Source organism: Spiroplasma endosymbiont of Sarcophaga carnaria (assembly GCF_964019595.1).
In the GTDB taxonomy this organism is placed as follows: Bacteria; Bacillota_I; Bacilli_A; order Mycoplasmatales; family Mycoplasmataceae; genus Spiroplasma; species Spiroplasma poulsonii.
Genome location: NZ_OZ026456.1, coordinates 1,196,557 through 1,214,932, shown reverse-complemented (window position 1 = coordinate 1,214,932; position 18,376 = coordinate 1,196,557). Strand labels below are relative to the sequence as shown.

Below are 18,376 nucleotides of genomic sequence, written 5' to 3'. Positions count from 1 at the left end.
CCTTCCCTAAGTATTTACTAGTATAATTATACACTGTTTATTATCTTATTGATAATTAATGTTAAAGCGGAAAGTGACCGCCTTTAAACTCTCTGGGATATTCCCACCTACTTGTAATGCTAATTTAATATCAAGGACCGTAAAAAGACTATAACGAGTTTCATCATTAGCAAGAATGGTATTAAATCATTCAAGGAATGTGCCAACACTACTATGATAATTATTAACTGGGGTAAATGTTGTTTGATAATCCTTTTTGAAAGTTGTTTCATATTGTGCTTTTGAAATACCATTAATAATATTTAATTTATTTCCTGCTACTTGGGCAATATTTTTGATAAACGCTCATGTTTGGTCAATAATTTGATTCATCAACATTGTTTCAAATGCCTTTTGATCAAGACTAATATTTCTTACATCAATATTAATTTGATTTAGTGTTGTTGTTGCTCCATATAAGTTAGCACTTCAATATTTTGTAAATAATGTATTTCGTTTTTGAGGATCATCAATGGTATACGCATCAACATTTCCTGGATGAACTAAATTAGTGACTGAGTGTAATGATGGTTGGTCAATTGTGACAAATTCTGTTCCTGGCAAAGAATTACCAAGAAAATAAATTACTAAATTTTTATTTTCTTGAATTGTTCGTTTAATGACAGTATAATCACTTTTTTCAATAAAACCATATGATTGAAATGGTAAAATATTTCAATCATAAACCCATTTATATTTTGAATCATTAGGATTGCTCAAAACATCACGTTGTAAATCTTTAACAGCAGTTGCTAGTGTCTCTTTCCCGCTTAAGACATCTGTTACCTGATTGCGTAAACGATTACCAATGATATTTTGAATTGTTTCATCTTTTGGCAAGAACATAAAATAAAATTGTTCTGGTTTAGTGACGTCTAATCGTTTCGGTTGAATTAATTGATATCAATCTTTTCAATCATTTGGTACTAAATCTTCGGGTAAAACTAACCCCCGGTTTTCTGATGTTTCTAAAACATTAATTAAGAAAATTAATAATTGCGGAATGTATTGACCTCCAATATTAATGTCTTTTTTTGCTAGTGATCCGCTAAAATCAGGATTATTTTGTTGTGCTGATTGAATCACTCGATTCATATCAAACATATAGCCAACACTATCAAAAAATACCCCTGGTAAAATTTGATCTTGTGGATTAACACTTGAAATGGCAAAATTACTGTATGGATTATAATCACCAATAAATTCTTTATCTGTCCCTTTATTTTCGTTGTAAAAAGCAGCAAATTTTGTTTTATAAGCCGCATAAACTTCATCATCTAAAGTTAAACTATTATTGCTTCCATTTAACATAATATTATTTGCTTGACTACCAAGAATTTTTGTCTGATTTTCTCAAATTGTTGGGTCAGGTTTATCCTTGTTCATTGTTTCTGCTGTTTTAAAATTTAAAAAGTTTGATAAAAATCCTTCAATTCCAACAAAAAGCGTTGGCATTCAAATTAATGTTGATTGTTCTTCACCTTTATATTTAATTTTTAAATACAACATATTTTCCATTAAATTTAACTTATTTTGTTGAACATCAGCAAGTCCTAATGATTTTGTTCCTTGCGGATTAGCGTAAATATTTAAAATTTGAATTTGGTTAACATCACCATATTTTCCTTTAAAAAAGATATTATTCGCAATATACATTTTTGGGGCATTTGCAAAAATATAATTATAAGCATATTCTAATCGTAATGATGTCGCTTGAACTCGTGTTTGTGCAACACAGCCAGTTGTTGGATCAGGTGGCAGTTCATATGTTGCAAAAACAGGAGTTTTTTTAGTATTATCCCGTAGTTCAGTTTTAGCAAAATTAACTTGAAAATAATCCCCTGCCTCAAAGTCTGGTAAAGGACCATCCGTTTGAATTCCCCCATAACTTAAGATTTTCGCTAAAAATGACACCGCAAAATAAGCCGACGGAATTAAAACTGCGATATATAACAATGCACAAATTGCCGCAATTCACCCTCTTTTTCGCGAAGCAACAGTAACGTTTTTCGTTAATTTATTAAGTTTATCTCAACTTCCTGGTTTTTTTGCCATTAGTTTCTTCCTTAATTCCCCTTTATATAACCTACGTGCTCTCTAATATGGACTCATTATAGCAAAATTAAGAATAAATGCAATTAAAGATTAGATTAGATTTTTTACAATTAATTAATATAAAAAAAGTTACTTTTTGTAACTTTAAATATGAATGGCATGTCCTTCTAAACAGTGCGCAACTTCCATTAAAACTTCTGATAAAGTTGGGTGCGGATGAATCGCTTTTCCAAATTCATGGATTGTTCCTTCTGTTTCCATACAAACAGTAATTTCTGAAATCATATCCGTTGCTGTTGCCGCAATAATATGGGCCCCTAAAATTTCACCGTATTTAGGTTCACATAAAATTTTAACAAACCCATCGGTTTCACCATCTGCTAGTGCTTTTCCATTCGCTGATAACGGAAATTTAAAAGCTTTATAAGCGATTTTATCTTTAATTGCTTGTTCTTCGGTGATTCCAACGGTTGCAACTTCTGGAAATGAATAAATACATGATGGAATGCGATTATAATTCATTTTTTCATTTTTTCCCTTAATATTATCAATTACTAAAAGACCTTGTGATGAAGCAACATGGGCTAACATTGCTCTTCCAACAACATCCCCAATTGCATAAACGCCTGGTAAATTAGTACGACATTGATCATCAACTTCAATATTTTTTCGTTCACCAATTTTTAACCCGATATTTTCAAAACCGGTTGTAACAGGGACACGACCAACCGATACTAAACAATAATCAGTTGCTAACTTAACTTCTTTTCCTTCACTATTATCATAAATGACGGTTTTACCTTTAATTTCTTTAATTTTAACAGATGTTTCAATTTTAACTTTATTTTTAATTAATAGTTTTGTTAATTCTTCACGAATATCTTTATCTAACATTTCTAAAATTGTATCTAAACCTTGTAAAATTGTTACTTCTGTTCCTAAACGACGGTATAAACAAGCAAATTCAATTCCAATAACACCACCACCAATAATTGCCAATTTTTTTGGAATTTTTGGTAATGATAAAGCTTCGGTTGATGAAATAACATAACCATCTTTTTCTGCTTGTTCAAAGCCTGGTAATGGTAAATTACGTGAAACACTTCCTGTTGCAATAATTAAATTTGTACATGTATAGCGTTTTCCTGCTACTTCAATTGTGTTTTTATCAATTGCTTTCGCTTCACCCTTAACTAGGTCAACCTTATTTTTTTTCAATAAGAATTCAACCCCTTTTGTTAATTGTGTTACTACTTTTGCTTTGCGTTCTTGCATTTTTACTCAATTTGGGGCAACTTCTGTCATTTTTGAAATATCAATTCCATAAGTATCAGCATGACCAATTAAATCGTAAACTTTACTACTTTTTAATAACGCTTTTGTTGGAATACAACCAACATTTAGACAAACACCACCATAATATTCTTTTTCAATAATTAATGTTTTTAAACCTTCTTGGGCTGCTTTAATTGCCGCAACATATCCACCTGGACCAGCTCCGACAACAATTACATCATATTTATTTTCCATCTCATAACCTCTTCTCTTACAATAATAATAAAGCTGGTGATTCTAATAATTCAGTTACTCGTGCTAAAAAGCGTCCACCATCAGCACCATCAATTAAACGATGATCAATTGTTAATGACAATGGTAAGATTGAACTAACTTCAACTTCATTGTTGCTATTAATAACTGGTGTTTTTTTAATAATTCCAACTCCTAAAATTGCAACTTCTGGGAAGTTAATAACTGGTGTTGCTAGTTCAATTCCAGCTGACCCAAAATTTGTAATTGTGAAAGTTCCATCTTTCATTTCATCTGGTTTTAATTTACGTTCACGTGTTTTTGATGCTAAATCATTAACCATTTTTGCAATTTGCATAACATTTAATTGATCAACACCTTTCACAACGGGAACCATTAATCCTGTTGGGGTATCAGTTGCCATCCCAATATTATAGTAATCTTTAAAAATAATTTCTTGTTGTTCTTGATCGTATGACGAATTTAAAATTGGAAAATCTTTTAACGCAACGGCACATGCCTTCATAAAGAAGGGCATATAAGTTAATTTAACGCCTTGCTTTTCTGCTTGTCCTTTTAATTGCGTTCTAATTTCAATTAATTTTGTAACATCAATATTTTTCATTAATGTTGTTTCTGCAATAACTGTTTTTGATAATGTCATTTGTTTAGCAATTGCCTTACGAATTGGTGACATTGGTTCACGACGAACAGCTCCCGTTGCCGTAATTTTTGGAATTTCAATTGGCATTGCTGATAATGATGGACCAGTTGGTGAGGCGCTATTACCCTGTGCTAAATCAGCTTTCATAATTTTACCATTTGACCCTGATCCTTGAATTTTTGTTAAATCAATTTTTAAATCAGCCGCCATTTTTCGCACAAGCGGTGTTGATAAAACATTGCTGTTATTACCACTATTAATATTATTACTATTTGGTAAATGACGGGGAGCTAAAACAGTATTTGAAATTGGCACAGCACCAACTACCCCGGCTGCTTTTTCTTCTTCTACTGGGGCTGAGGCTGGTTGTGCTGGGGCGGTATCAGTGCTATCTGCACCACCATCATCAATTTCAACCACAACATCACCAACGTAAATTGTGTCACCAACATTCATATTAATCTTGCTAACAACGCCATCACATGGAGAATAAATTTCTGTATTAACTTTATCTGTTTCAACAGCAAACATTTCATCTCCATCTTTAATTTTGTCGCCAACTTTAATCATAATATTAGCAACTTTTCCTTCAGTTAATCCTTCTCCGATATCTGCAAATTTAAATTTAACCATTTTTCTTACAACTCCTCTCTAAAATTGGTAGTTAATTAATTCTTTAATTTTAACAGCAATTTTTTGTACTGATGGTTGATGATAATGTTCTCCACGATCAAACGGAATAATAATATCATAACCTGTTACCCGTCCAGCGGGGGCTCTTAAATATTCAAAACAATTTTCATTAACGATTGTAATTACTTCTGAGGCAACTGAAAATGAACGAACTGCTTCATGAACAACTAAAATACGACCAGTTTTTTTAACTGATTCAATAACCATATCACAATCTCATGGTTGAATTGTTCGTAAATCAATTAGATCAACATTAACATTGACTCCTTCTTCTTTTAGTTGGGCCAATGCTTTTTCACAGTCACCAACCTGTGCCCCATAAGTAACAATTGTTAAATCATCACCTTCTTGAATTTTATAACCTTCACCAATTGGTAAAGTATAATATTCATCAGGAATTTCTTGTTTAAAGGCACGATAAATTTTTGTTGGTTCTAAAAAGATTACTGGATCTGGTGATTCAACAGCCGCTAATAATAATCCTTTCATATCATATGGACTTGAAGGAATAATCACTTTTAATCCTGGATTATGTGAAAACATTGCTTCCATTGCTTCAGAGTGGTGTTCTAACGCACGAATTCCTCCCCCCATTGGCATACGAACAATTAGGGGACAAGTGAAACGCCCACGTGAACGATTACGCATACGAGCAACATGAGTGAAAAGTTGTTGTAAAGCAGGATATGAAAATCCTTCAAATTGCATTTCAACAATTGGTTTCATCCCATTAATTGCCATTCCAACCGCACTTCCAACTAAAGTTGCCTCAGCAATTGGCGCATCAAAACAACGGTCTTCACCATATTTTTCTTGTAATCCAACTGTTGCTCGAAAAACTCCGCCTTCAAAACCAGCGTCTTCTCCATACAAAACAACATTTTGATGTTTTTCCATTGCTAGATCTAAAGCATGTGTTAATGCTTGAATATTATTTACAACTGGCATTAGTGATGTCCTCCTTTAATTGAATATTTTGCAAAGAATGCCTCTGCTTCTTGATATTGTTCTTCTAAAAATTTTGGCATTTCAGCATATGTGTAAGCAAAAATATCACGGATTGAAACATTATTGTTTTCTTCAACTCAAGCAAATTCACCTTTAATAAATTTATCCTGCTCAGCATCTAATGCTTCTTGTTCTTTTTCTGATCATTTTTTCTTTGCAATTAAGTATGCTTTTAAACGAATTAGAGGATCTTTTTTTAAGGCTTCTTCGTGTAATTTTTCATCACGATAAACTTTTGGGTCATCAGCTGATGAGTGAGCTCCTAAACGATATGTATTACATTCAATTAATGATGGTCCTTCGCCCTTACGAGCAAGACTAATTGCTTCTTGAACGGCACCATAAACAGCAAAAAAATCATTTCCATCAACTAAAATATTACGCATTCCAACACCAACTCCTTTAACAGCAAAGTTAATTGCTTTTGTTGCTTTTCGGCGTGGTGTTGAAATAGCATATTGGTTATTTTCAACAATAAAGATCGCTGGAACTTCATATAATTGCGCAAAGTTAATTGCCTCATAGAATTCTCCTTCTGATGTACCTCCATCACCAGTGGTTGTAATAGCAACACCATCACGTTTATTATACTTTTCGGCAAATGCTAAACCAGTTGCATGGGAATATTGTGTTGCAATTGGAATATTTACTGGCAAAGTATTGATTCCTTCTGGCATTTTACTCCCCATTTCATTTCCACATCAATATAACATAATGTTTCGCATTGGCACACCACTTGCTAATCAAGCAGCATTATTTCGGTAAGCTGAAGAAAATCAATCTTTTCCTTTAATGATTTGCATTCCATATGCTACTTCAGTTGCTTCTTGCCCCGTCGAAGATAAAAATGATAACATTCGCCCTTGACGTTGAATTTTATTTTGAAAATCATCTTGGCGACGAGATAAACACATTAATTTATACGCGGTTAAAACTTCATCATCGCTAATTTTTGGCATCAAGTCTGGTTTAACAATTTTTCCTGTTTCATCCATAATTTGAAGCATTTCATTTTTTAACGAATTAAACTTGTCAAAATACATTTTTAATTCCATCCTTTCTGTTTCTCTATAAGTTTTTAATTAAAAATAACATCTAAGATTTCTTGTGTTTCAAATTTCTCTCCAAAAATTTCTTTAATATTAATTTTTAATAATTCTTTTGTAATTTTGTCCGGACTATATTCGCAACCTGTTAGAAGCGTTTCAAGGTGATCTGTTCCACCTGAACCTAAAAAGTCACCATAAAATTTAATATTTGTGATTTTTCCTTCATTAACACTTAAACGAACATCAACAGTTCCTTTTCCTTCATAACGGATTTTATTTTGATAACTAAATTCTGGTGAATTACCAAAATTTCAGTTTCATGTTCGATATTTTTCATCCGCTAATTTATTAGCAGCAGCAATAATATCGGGCGGTAAATCAACCACTGTTTTTCCTTGGGCTAATAGTTCTTTTGTAATAAAATCCATAAACTGATCAATTGTAATATCTGTTTCTAACAATGGGCGAATATTTGTTACTCGCGCTGGAATTGATTTAATTCCTTTTGAAACAATTTTACTCTGATCAACATTCAAATATTTTTGCATCTTGCTTAAATCAACATCAAACAAAAATGTTCCATGATGTAATAAGCGATTTTTATATTTTATTTGAGCATTTCCAGAAATTTTTTTACCATTAATTTCAATATCATTTTTACCAGCAAACTTAGCATTTAAACCAAGCTTTTGTAAAACATTGATAATAGGTTGCAAAATACTTTCATAATTTTTCGCGATTTCATCATCTTTATCAACAATGATGGAAAAACATAGATTTCCATCATCTTGATAAACAGATCCTCCCCCAGTAATACGTCTAACAACATTTACTTTATCAGTCTCAACTGCTTGTAAATTAATTTCTTCAATTGTATTTTGGTTACGACCAATTACAATTGTATTCGAGTTTTTTCACAAAAAGAAAATATTGTCCTTAATTTCACTTTTTAAGAGATATTCATCTAAAGCCAAATTAAAATAGACATCCGTAGAAGGATTTTTAAAACAGATCATAGTTATTTTTTAAAGTAATTTAAACCTAGTACCCCTAATGCTGGCAAAGTAATAAAGTTATATGGTTTATTAAAGTGTGGCAAGAAAAAAATATCAACTAATGGTAATTCATCAATTGTAACTCCTTTCATAATAGCCAATGAAAACATATACATAACTTCTGTATGATTAGCTACTGAACCAACTTGTGCTCCAATAATTTTTCTTGTTTTTTTATCTCAAAGAATCTTAATTAAAACTTCTTGATAAGATTCCATAAACTCTGGACGATCATTATCGGTAAAAGTAATTTGTTCATAATCAAAACCAAGATCTTTTGCAACTGTTTCTGTTACTCCTGTTGAAGCTAATGCTCAACCAAAAACATTAATTGCATTTGAACCTTGGAATCCTGGTGATGCTAAACCTTCTGGTTTTAAAGCGTTAACAGCAGCAATAACTCCTGTTCGAACAGCATTTGTTGCTAAAGCAATATATGCTGGTGCTTTTTTAGCGTTATCATAAACTTCAACACAATCTCCAATTGCAAAAATATTTGGATCTGAAGTTCTCATATATTTATCAACCATAATTGCGGCATTTTTATCTAAATCAATAACACCATTTATAATTTCTGTGGCAGGTTTAAATCCAACTGATCAAATTACTAAATCAGCATCATATGAACCTTTATCGGTTACTACTTTTGTTACCTTGTTATTGTTTCCTTCGAATTTAATAACTTTTTCGCCACCACGTAAATTAACGCCCGCTTCCCGCATTGCGTTTTCAACTTTATCAGTAAATGGTTTATCGTAGTAACGTGGCATAATACGATCTGAAATATCAACTAGGGTCACATTTTTTCCTTTTTGGTGAAAAGCATCAACTAATTCAACGCCAATGTATCCTGCTCCACACACAACCACATTTTTAATATTTTTATCATCATTTGCTTTTTTTACCAATTCCCCGTGTTGGTATCATTTAACAATATGAACACCTTCTTGGTTAATACCCTCAATGTTTGGAATAATTGGTCATGAACCAATTGCTAAAATCAATTTGTCATAATTGTCATCAAATTCTTTGCCAGTTTTTAAATCTTTAACACGAATTTTTTTACTTTTATTATCAACTGATAATAATTCATGTTCCATATTTACTTTAATACCTTCACTTTGTAAAATCTCTGGTGAAGCATAAAATAAGCCTTTTGGATCCTTTACCTCTCCTGAAACTCATAATGCAATTCCACATCCCAAAAACGAAATATTGTTGTTTTTATCATAAGTAACAATTTCTGCTTTAGGATCTAATCTTCTTAGGGTTCTAACAGCAGTTGTCCCCGCATGATTAGTTCCGACTACAATAACTTTCATTTATATTCTCCTTCTCTGTTCTCACAGTATTTTTGGTTTTTTCGATATAACTAACTAAAAAAATGCCCATAGTTATATTTAAAAATGCGGCATATATTCCTGAAAATTAAATCATACCGTACCTTTATTATATACCTGCCATAAAAAATAGAAAAGAAAAACACACGAAAAAGGTAAGAAAACTGAAAAAATACCAAAATTTTTCAAAAATTTTGGTATTTTTTGACTAGGATATCGCTTATTTTTCAAAGTGTTTTAAGAATCAACGTCCTTCAACCGCTAATAAACGTTGTGTTTGCTCATTAACTGACGTTTTTTCTAATTCTTTATCAATTCGATAAATTCGCGCATCTAAATTATCTAAAAATGATAAAATTTCAGCTTCTAGTAAATGTGGTTCAACTGGTGACCCATATTCTAAACGACCATGACTAGCTAAAATCATATGTTCTAATAAAATAATCTTCTCAGAATTTAAATCATTAATTTTAGCCATATGGTTTAATTCATTTGCCATAATTGAAATATGACCAATTAATTTTCCTTCTAATGAAAAATCATTAGTTGCTCCACTTGTAATTTCAATAACTTTTCCCAAATCATGTAAAATAACACCACAATATAAAAGTTCAGAATCAATTAACCGATCAGAATATACATTAGCAACATTCTTTGCCATTTTTAACATTGTTAAACTATGTCAAATTAATCCTGATTTAATTTCATGGTGGTTGCGAACTGCTGCTGGTCAAATTTTAAATTGTTCCCCATATTTTGATAAAATTAAAGTCATAATTTCACGATATTCTGTTGTCTGCATTGCTTGCACTGTAGTAATAATTTCATCATACATTACATCAGGTGGAAGTGGTGCTACTTCAATAAAATCTTCTAAGTTAATACTATCATTATCAATAATGTCATAAGTATTAATTTTTGATTGTAACACTTTTCGATATTCAATAATATTAATATTTACTTTATAACAATTTCCTTTAATTCAACATTCAATATCAGCAGGACGAGCATCTCATAATCGTGCTTCAATTGTTCCTGTGCGGTCTTTTAATGTTATTGACAAATAAGTACTCCCATTTGAAGCAGTTCCTTGTGTTACCTTATCAGCAATGACCACTAATTCAATATTATTGGTCCCTTTCGTTAAGTCCCTAATATTCATTGTCTTTTTTCCTTTCTAAAAATAAAGAAATGCATAATGAAGAAAAACATCACTTTCTTGTTTTATAACAATAATCCTGGATTTGATAATAAATATGCAACATAATGTACAAACTTACTTGCTTCAGTAATATAAATCACAGCTTCATTATAACCAAGGGTAATTATCATAATATCACGAATTGTAATATCGTTTTTTTCAACAACAACTGGTTTTTTAAAGATAATTCCCATTGCAATTCCAGCAACATTGTCTTCTGGAATGGTAAAAGTTCCCCGCGTAATTCCATATTCACCATAATTTACAATTGAAAATGATGCATCTTGATAATCTTTGTCGGTTAATTTATCATTAATAGTTTGTTCAATTAATTTTGTTGCTTTTACCGCAATTTCTTTAATTGATTCATTTTTTAAATTAGATAAAACAGGCATTTTAATCCCCGCATCAATATCAACACTAAAAGCAATATTATAAAATCATTTTAATAAAAGGGCATGTTCTTTACTAATAAATGATGCATTTAAAATTGGGAATTTTTTTAAACCCTCATAAACTGCCTTAATATAAAATGGTAATAATGTTAATTCAAGCTCATTTGATAAATATGCTTCTCGCATGATTGATAATAAACTAACTAATTCACTAACATCAACCTCAACATCAATAAAACTATGAGCAATATTCTTTCTGCTTTCCATAATTACTTTTGCCCGGGTGATTGCTTGATGATTTAATTTAACTTGATCAGCTTGTAATACTTTACCATTATTGTCAAGAACTGCTTTGTCTGGCATATGTTCTGATGTTTCAACATGTGATTTTGAATGTCCTGCCGAATGTGCTTTTGTTTCAACAGAATGCGAAGCAGATTCACTATGACCACTATGTACCTTTGAATGTGAAGCAGCATGATGTGTTTTTACTTCTTCATCATGTTTTACTTCTTTATGGTGAACCGTAGATGTTGAATGAGACCCAGCATGTGGTTTTGGGTGCGAAACAGTTTCTGAACCAGAACTAGCATCTTCATCAACATGATAGCTCAAATGAGTTACTGGTTTTGAATGCGAAACATGTGTTTTTAAACCTTCAGAGGTGTCAGAATGCAAAACCGGGTGCGTTTCAGAATGAGCATAATGTCCTTTTACTTCTGTTCGATCTGGAGCAGATTCACTATGACTACTGTGGGTCTTTGGATCCGAAACAGAATGATGTGTTTTTACTGGCTCATCATGTTTTACTTCTTTATGATTGATTATAGACATTGTGTGATATTCTGCATGAGGTTTTGGTTCTCTATGATGAACAACAGATTCTGAATGATGAGGATGGGATTCGGAAGGTCCATTATTATGTTGTTTTGTTGAAACTACGTCTGTTACCCTTAAAACATTATGTCCTAACTTTGAATCAGTCTTCATTTCATCAATATTTGAGGCAGATAAAGCAATATCTTCTCCCAACTCTTCTAATGTTAAATCTTCACTAAAATAAATTGTTTCGGGATTATCATCATCTAAAATTAATTCTTTTTCATTACTTTCTTGATTTAACTCTTCTTGAATATCTGTATACATACGGTGAATCAACGTATTTGATATTTCATCATAGTTTTGCGTTTTTTCTTTCATTTCTGCTGATAATGCTAAGTCTCGTTCTAAATGTGCAATATCTTCAATAATTTCTTCTTTAATATTAATTGTTTCTAAATCATCTTTAACTGTTGTTAAATTTTCTTTTAATTGGCCAAGATCCTTTTTCAAGGTTTCAATATTATTTTCATTTGGAATATTTTCAATAACATTTTCAACTTTATCTTTTAATAAAAATGATGTTGTACTAACATTATCTTGAAATAAATTTTGTTTCTCTTGTTGCGGTGTTGTTCCTTTTGAGTTTAGCTCAATTGTTGGTTCAAAATCATTTTTAGGGTTTTCACCGGTAACTTCACGAGCTAATAATGTTTCAATTAATTCTTCACGAAAAATTTCAGTTTCTGATTTTTTAATATCAATTGATGGATTATTAGCTGCATTATATCTTGATGAACCACGAAAAGAACTAGTATTATAATCTTGACTAGTTTCATATTTTTGGTCATTAAGAGCGGGTTCTGGTGGCACAATTTCTAATAAAACATCGCCACTATTAATAACTTTATTTTCATAAGCAATAAGATTTTGTACTTCACCAGCTTCTGGCGTTTTTATTTCATATACTTTATTTTGAGTGATGACATTAACGATTTTATCTCCTGCTTGCACCTTTTGTTGATTTTTAACAAAAAGTTTATCGATAATACCTTTACGATTGTCATCAGCTTCAAATATAATCTTTGCCATTTAGTAACCCCCTAAAATATATCTTAGCATACTTTTAAGTATTTAAATAATTAGTTTCTAATTCTTGATACATTGCTTCCATTTTTGCTTTTGCTTGTTCATTTGTTTTATCAACACAAACAAAGTAAAACTTAATTTTTGGTTCTGTCCCACTTGCCCGAACAGCAAATCAACTACCGTCTTCAAAATAAAATTTTAGTAAATCTTGTCCTGGCATATTATATAACCCATTTAGATAATCTTCCTTTTTAATACATTTAATTCCGTTTAAACTAGCAATCTCTTCTTGTCGCAATTTTTGCAACATCCTCTTAATAATTGTCTTTCCATCAACACTATCACGAACTAAATTAACGGTATTACAGTAAAAATATCCAAATTTATCATATTGTTCAACTAAGACATCAAAAAGTGTTTTTCCTTGTTGGTGATAATATCAACAAGCTTCAGCTAATACCACCGATGATTGAATTCCATCTTTATCACGAGTAATATCTTTTAAAACATAACCATATGCTTCTTCAAAACCAAATAAAAACTGAACTCCGTTGCTATCTGCTTTACTCATTTGATCACCAATTCATTTAAAACCAGTTAATGTTTTAATAACCTTAACACCATAACTTTCAGCAACTTTATCTGATAAATTACCGGTGACAAAAGTATTATATAATACACCATTTTGAGGTAGTGTGTTGTTCTTTTTATAATGTGAAAATAAATATTCAATTAAAACTGGGGCAGTTTCATTCCCTGTCATTAAGTAGTATTCCTTATCCGCAATCTTAACCCCAATTCCCAAACGATCAGCATCTGGATCATTTAAAATAATAACATCTGCATCAACCTTTTTGGCATATTTTAATGCTAAATCATAACATTCAGTTAATTCTGGATTTGGATTGGGCGCAAAAGTAAAATTAAGGTCATTGGCAAATTGTTCTTCAACAATAATAACTTCATATCCACAGTCTTGTAAAATTCGTGGTGTTCAGTCTTTACTTGTGCCATGTAAATTAGAAAAAACAATTTTAATATTACGTTTTTGATTTGGATAAAACTGCATTACTTTAACATCGGCAATATAATTTTCTTCAATTGTTAAAGGAACATTAGTAATTAAACTTGGATCTGGTTTTAATGTTAAATTAAAAACTTCTTCTTTAATTTTCAAATAATTTGCTCCAATAATATCGGTTGCCACAGGTAAAAATTGGCAACCATTATGATCATAAATCTTATAACCATTGTACTCACGTGAATTATGACTAGCTGTAATAATGACACCGGCAGCAGCTTTTATTTTACGAACAGTATAGGAAACAACTGGTGTTGGTCGTAAATCATTATTATTAAATAAAATTGCTTTAATATTATTATTAGCAAAAATATCAGCAACCTCTTGTGCAAACTCAGTAGAAAAATGACGATTATCATGGCCAATTACAACACCCTTTGTTTTTAAATCAGTTTCTGAATAAATTTTCTTTAAATATTGCATAAATGCCAATGTTGCTCTTCTAATTGTATATAAATTCATTTTGCCCGTTCCAGGACCAAGTAATCCTCGTAACCCAGCTGTTCCAAATTCCAGATCATTCGAAAAAGCAGCAATTAATTCAACCTCAGACATTTGTTGAAATTCAGTTTCTAATGTTGGATCTAAGTTTTTAGCATTTTTCCATAACTTTAAATTATCTAAATATGACATATCAATTCTCCTTTAAAATCACCTTTTTAACAATTTTATTTTATAATATTTATAACAAATTACTAGTAAATCACTATTTATTTTCAATAATGTTATTAATAAAAAATAATCTTCATAAAGAAGATTATTTTAAATTGGTAATTCAAAGTCATAGATTTTTCCCTCAATAATATAAATTAAAGTTTCTGCAATGTTAATAATGTGTGTTCCTGCTCGTTCAATTGAACGTAATTGTTGCATTGTTAGTGTAATAACTTTAATTTCTTCTTTAGTTTTTGCTTCTCGGATTTTTTCAATTAATGCATCATTTTCAACTTTATAAATTTTATCTAATTCAGTATCATATTTTAAAATATTATATGCCGATTCAATTCGTTCTTCTTCAAAAATATTTGATACTTCAGTTAGCATTTCAATAACTTTAGCAACTAATTTTTTTAAAAAATTAATTAATTTAGTTGAGGGTTTATATTTAATATAGTAGCGACAAATACTTTTTGCATAGTCAGCAATCCGTTCAACCTCTTTAACAATTAAGATAAAACCAACTGCTCGTCGCAAATCTTTTGCTACCATTTGTTGTTTTGCAATTTTTCATAATGAAACTTCAATAAAAGCTTCTTGCATTTTATTAATTGTCTCATCAGAAGAAATCACATTTTTCCCAAGTTCAATATCATTTTCCTCAAGACACTTAACCATATCATCATATTGATTTTTTGTCATCGCAATCATATCAATAATCATTTGTTTTGTTTGGGCTAGATCATTTTCAATTTTAACGCTCATCGTTTCCTTCCTTCTCCTTTCTGTCATTATTCAAAACGACCAGTAATATAATCTTCCGTTTTTTTATTAGCCGGACGTGAAAAAATAATCTTAGTTTTATTATATTCAATTAATTTCCCTTTTGCAAAAAAAGCAGTATAATCAGCAACACGTGCTGCTTGTTGCATATGGTGGGTTACTAAAATAATTGTAAAATCTTTTTTCAATTGTGTAATTAATTCTTCAATCTTTGATGTTGATATTGGATCTAACGCACTTGTTGGCTCATCCATTAATAAAATTTTTGGTTTCATCGCAATGGCACGAGCAATACAAAGTCGTTGTTGTTGACCACCCGACAAAGCAAAAGCAGAATCTCTTAAATTATCTTTTACTTCATCTCACAATGCTGCTCGTTTTAAACTTTCAACAACAATACTATTAATAAGTTTTCGATCACGAATCCCTTGGTTTCGTGGTCCATAAGCAACATTATCATAAATGGACATTGGAAATGGTGAAGGTTTTTGAAAAACCATACCAATATCAGTTCTTAATTTGACAATATCTGTTTCAGGACTATAAATATTTTTTCCATTAATTAGAATTTCACCTTTAACAACGGATTTTAGCTCAACATCATTCATTCGATTAAATAATCGTAATAATGTTGATTTCCCCGACCCTGATGAACCAATAAAAGAAGTTACCGTATTTTCTTTAATTTTCATTGAAATGTTAAAAAGGGCTTGTTTATTTCCTTTATAGAAAAAATCAACATGTTTTACTTCAATTAAATCTGGATTATTGTCTGATGAATCAAATGTTGGATTATTAATGATTACTTTCGGATCCATTATTGTTCTCCCTTCTTATCATCTTTGTCTTCTTTTGCTGTTTGTTTTTTCTTAGGTCCAATTTTTCTTCAAAAATTAGTAACGTTTTCTTTTTGATGAAGATAGTTTTCTTTTGAAAAGAAAAATTTTAAACTATTAATTCGCATTTTTCACTTCTGCTTAAATCCAATTTTAACATAATTTGGAGCAAATTTTTTCCCTAAAATATGGGCAAAACTATTTGATAACCAAATTAACACCATAATGGCAAAAGCTAATTCAAACATAATCCGCATCGCATCAGCTGTTGCGCCTTCCTTTGATAACATTAAAATTTGCGTTGTCATACTTGCTCCTGGGGACATAAACCCAGCAATTGGCAACCGGACAGCGGTTCCCAATGTTAAATAAACTGGGGCTGACTCCCCAATTACTCGCCCAATTGCTAAGATAATTGCTGTTACAATTCCTGGCATTGCGTTTGGTAAAACAACTTTTAAGGTTGTTGATGTTTTATTTGCCCCTAAAGCTAACGAAGCATTTCGCATTGAATTTTCGACTCCCGCTAAAGCTTCTTCAATACTACGAATCATAATTGGCAAAATAACAATTGTTAAAGTTAATCCTGATGCTAAAACTGATAGGGGCAACCGACAAACACCAATAAAGAATGCTAATCCAAATGTTCCATAAATAATACTTGGTGTTGATGATAAAACATCAATTGCAAAGCGAACTGCTTTGGCAAAAATACTACTTTGACGAGCATATTCATTTAAATAAATCGCAACCATTAAACCTAATGGCACTGCAAAGATCATTGAACAAATAACTAATAACAAGGTGACAAAAAAGGTTGAAAGAATTCCCGCACCGCCATCAAATGTTGAAGTCGAAATTAAGTCGTGCCAAACCATTCCAAATAAACCTTTTCAAATTATAGTAATTAAAATAATTAAGGTAAAAGACACCACAATCACTGTTGATGAAATTAGGAAGAACATTCCTAAACCATCTTTAAATTTTTTAATTCCCCGTGTTTTTTCAATTCGTTCATAAAATAATTTATTAATTTTATTACCATTATATGATTTACTTAAACGTAAACTTTTTGTTGTTTTACGAGTATGATAATTTCGTTTACGCTTATTAAAAGCTTGCGATGAAATAATAAAAATATTAATAATACAAACAATTATAAATAAAACCAAACCAATAGCATATAAAGCTGACTCATGCATTGGTCCCGAGTTTTCTAACATTTCTAACCCAATTGTTGAAGCTACTGTCGCAATTGATGAAAAAATAAAATTAAGAAAACCATTCCCAACTTTTAATCCATCAGGTGCATTCCCGGCAATCATCATAACAGCCATTGTTTCCCCAATAATTCGAGCAACCCCCATCATAATGGCTGTAATAATTTTAAACCATGCTGATCGTAACACAATGCGATAAGTGGTATGTGTTTTACTCAAACCTAATGCTAATGATCCAAACCGATATGAATCGGGAACGTTTTCTAACGCATTTATTGATAAAGAAATCATAATTGGTAAACCCATAAATGCTAACGTAATTGATGTTACCAATAAGTTTGATGTTGATGGTGCTCCCATTAACATAAATAACGGTCCTAAAATAGCTAAGGCAAATAACCCAAAAACAACAGAAGGAATTCCTGCTAGCAATTGAATAATTCCTATCACACGACGTTTAATCGTTGGACTTAAATATTCTGAAATATATAATGAAGAAAAAATTGTTAACGGAATTGCAAAAAGTAACGCAATTAATAAAACAAAGAAAGTAGCAATAACAATTCGTCAAATTCCAAATTGATTATTATTAGCATTTCAGGTTTGACCAGATAAAAATCCTCAAAAACCACCTGGATAATGTTGGAAAAAATAAATTGATTTATAAATAATAAAACCAACTAAAGTTAATAAAATTAAAATTGTTAAAATCGCAAAACTATAAATAATAATTTTAGATCCAAAATCAGTTAATTGTTTTCGACCACGAAAATTATTGGCAAAGCGAATACGTCACATGCGCATTTTTTCCCGCACTGGTTTTCTATCTGCTGTCATAACTTCTTTAACATCTTTATTTGCCATC

The 18,376-nt window shown here is 30.9% G+C and carries 13 protein-coding genes; all 13 read right to left on the bottom strand.

All coding sequences use genetic code 4. The features are described 5' to 3' along the window. Positions 1 to 45 precede the first annotated feature (45 nt). Positions 46 to 2,094: a hypothetical protein gene (locus AACK91_RS06940; RefSeq protein ID WP_338965444.1), complete on the bottom strand. Its 2,049-nt coding sequence runs from the start codon at positions 2,092 to 2,094 to the stop codon at positions 46 to 48. Between the two features lie 144 nt (positions 2,095 to 2,238). Then, a complete protein-coding gene (gene lpdA, locus AACK91_RS06935) occupies positions 2,239 to 3,624 on the bottom strand; it encodes a dihydrolipoyl dehydrogenase (protein WP_338965443.1) in 1,386 nt (461 codons plus the stop codon). A gap of 16 nt (positions 3,625 to 3,640) precedes the next feature. Next, the gene (locus AACK91_RS06930) at positions 3,641 to 4,918 is read right to left on the bottom strand and encodes a dihydrolipoamide acetyltransferase family protein (protein WP_338965442.1); all 1,278 of its coding nucleotides are present in this window, start codon (positions 4,916 to 4,918) and stop codon (positions 3,641 to 3,643) included. Positions 4,919 to 4,936: 18 nt separating this feature from the next. After that, a complete protein-coding gene (locus AACK91_RS06925) occupies positions 4,937 to 5,926 on the bottom strand; it encodes an alpha-ketoacid dehydrogenase subunit beta (protein WP_338965440.1) in 990 nt (329 codons plus the stop codon). Next, the gene (gene pdhA, locus AACK91_RS06920; RefSeq protein ID WP_419335384.1) at positions 5,926 to 7,029 is read right to left on the bottom strand and encodes a pyruvate dehydrogenase (acetyl-transferring) E1 component subunit alpha; all 1,104 of its coding nucleotides are present in this window, start codon (positions 7,027 to 7,029) and stop codon (positions 5,926 to 5,928) included. The genes AACK91_RS06925 and pdhA overlap by 1 nt, the downstream gene beginning before the upstream one ends. A 35-nt stretch (positions 7,030 to 7,064) precedes the next feature. Further along, positions 7,065 to 8,051, bottom strand: a complete 987-nt coding sequence (locus tag AACK91_RS06915) for a lipoate--protein ligase (RefSeq protein WP_338965437.1) — start codon at positions 8,049 to 8,051, stop codon at positions 7,065 to 7,067. A 2-nt stretch (positions 8,052 to 8,053) separates the two neighbouring features. Next, on the bottom strand, positions 8,054 to 9,412 hold the full coding sequence (locus AACK91_RS06910) for an FAD-dependent oxidoreductase (RefSeq protein ID WP_338965436.1): 1,359 nt from the start codon (positions 9,410 to 9,412) through the stop codon (positions 8,054 to 8,056). 238 nt (positions 9,413 to 9,650) lie between these two features. Continuing rightward, complete coding sequence (locus AACK91_RS06905) at positions 9,651 to 10,592, bottom strand: 3'-5' exoribonuclease YhaM family protein (RefSeq protein WP_338965434.1); 942 nt, start codon at positions 10,590 to 10,592, stop codon at positions 9,651 to 9,653. 62 nt (positions 10,593 to 10,654) lie between these two features. Beyond that, positions 10,655 to 12,937 carry a 2-oxo acid dehydrogenase subunit E2 gene (locus tag AACK91_RS06900; RefSeq protein ID WP_338965433.1) on the bottom strand — a complete coding sequence of 761 codons (2,283 nt, stop codon included), beginning with the start codon at positions 12,935 to 12,937 and terminating at the stop codon, positions 10,655 to 10,657. Positions 12,938 to 12,971: 34 nt separating this feature from the next. Next, entirely contained in the window at positions 12,972 to 14,648 is a 1,677-nt protein-coding gene (locus AACK91_RS06895; RefSeq protein ID WP_338965431.1) for a phospho-sugar mutase, read from the bottom strand. Positions 14,649 to 14,777: 129 nt separating this feature from the next. Continuing rightward, positions 14,778 to 15,437, bottom strand: coding sequence for a phosphate signaling complex protein PhoU (gene phoU / locus AACK91_RS06890; protein WP_338965429.1), 660 nt, complete (start codon positions 15,435 to 15,437; stop codon positions 14,778 to 14,780). A 26-nt stretch (positions 15,438 to 15,463) separates the two neighbouring features. Further along, complete coding sequence (gene pstB, locus AACK91_RS06885) at positions 15,464 to 16,273, bottom strand: phosphate ABC transporter ATP-binding protein PstB (RefSeq protein ID WP_338965428.1); 810 nt, start codon at positions 16,271 to 16,273, stop codon at positions 15,464 to 15,466. Next, positions 16,273 to 18,375: a phosphate ABC transporter permease PstA gene (gene pstA / locus AACK91_RS06880; RefSeq protein WP_338965426.1), complete on the bottom strand. Its 2,103-nt coding sequence runs from the start codon at positions 18,373 to 18,375 to the stop codon at positions 16,273 to 16,275. The genes pstB and pstA overlap by 1 nt, the downstream gene beginning before the upstream one ends. Position 18,376 lies beyond the last annotated feature (1 nt).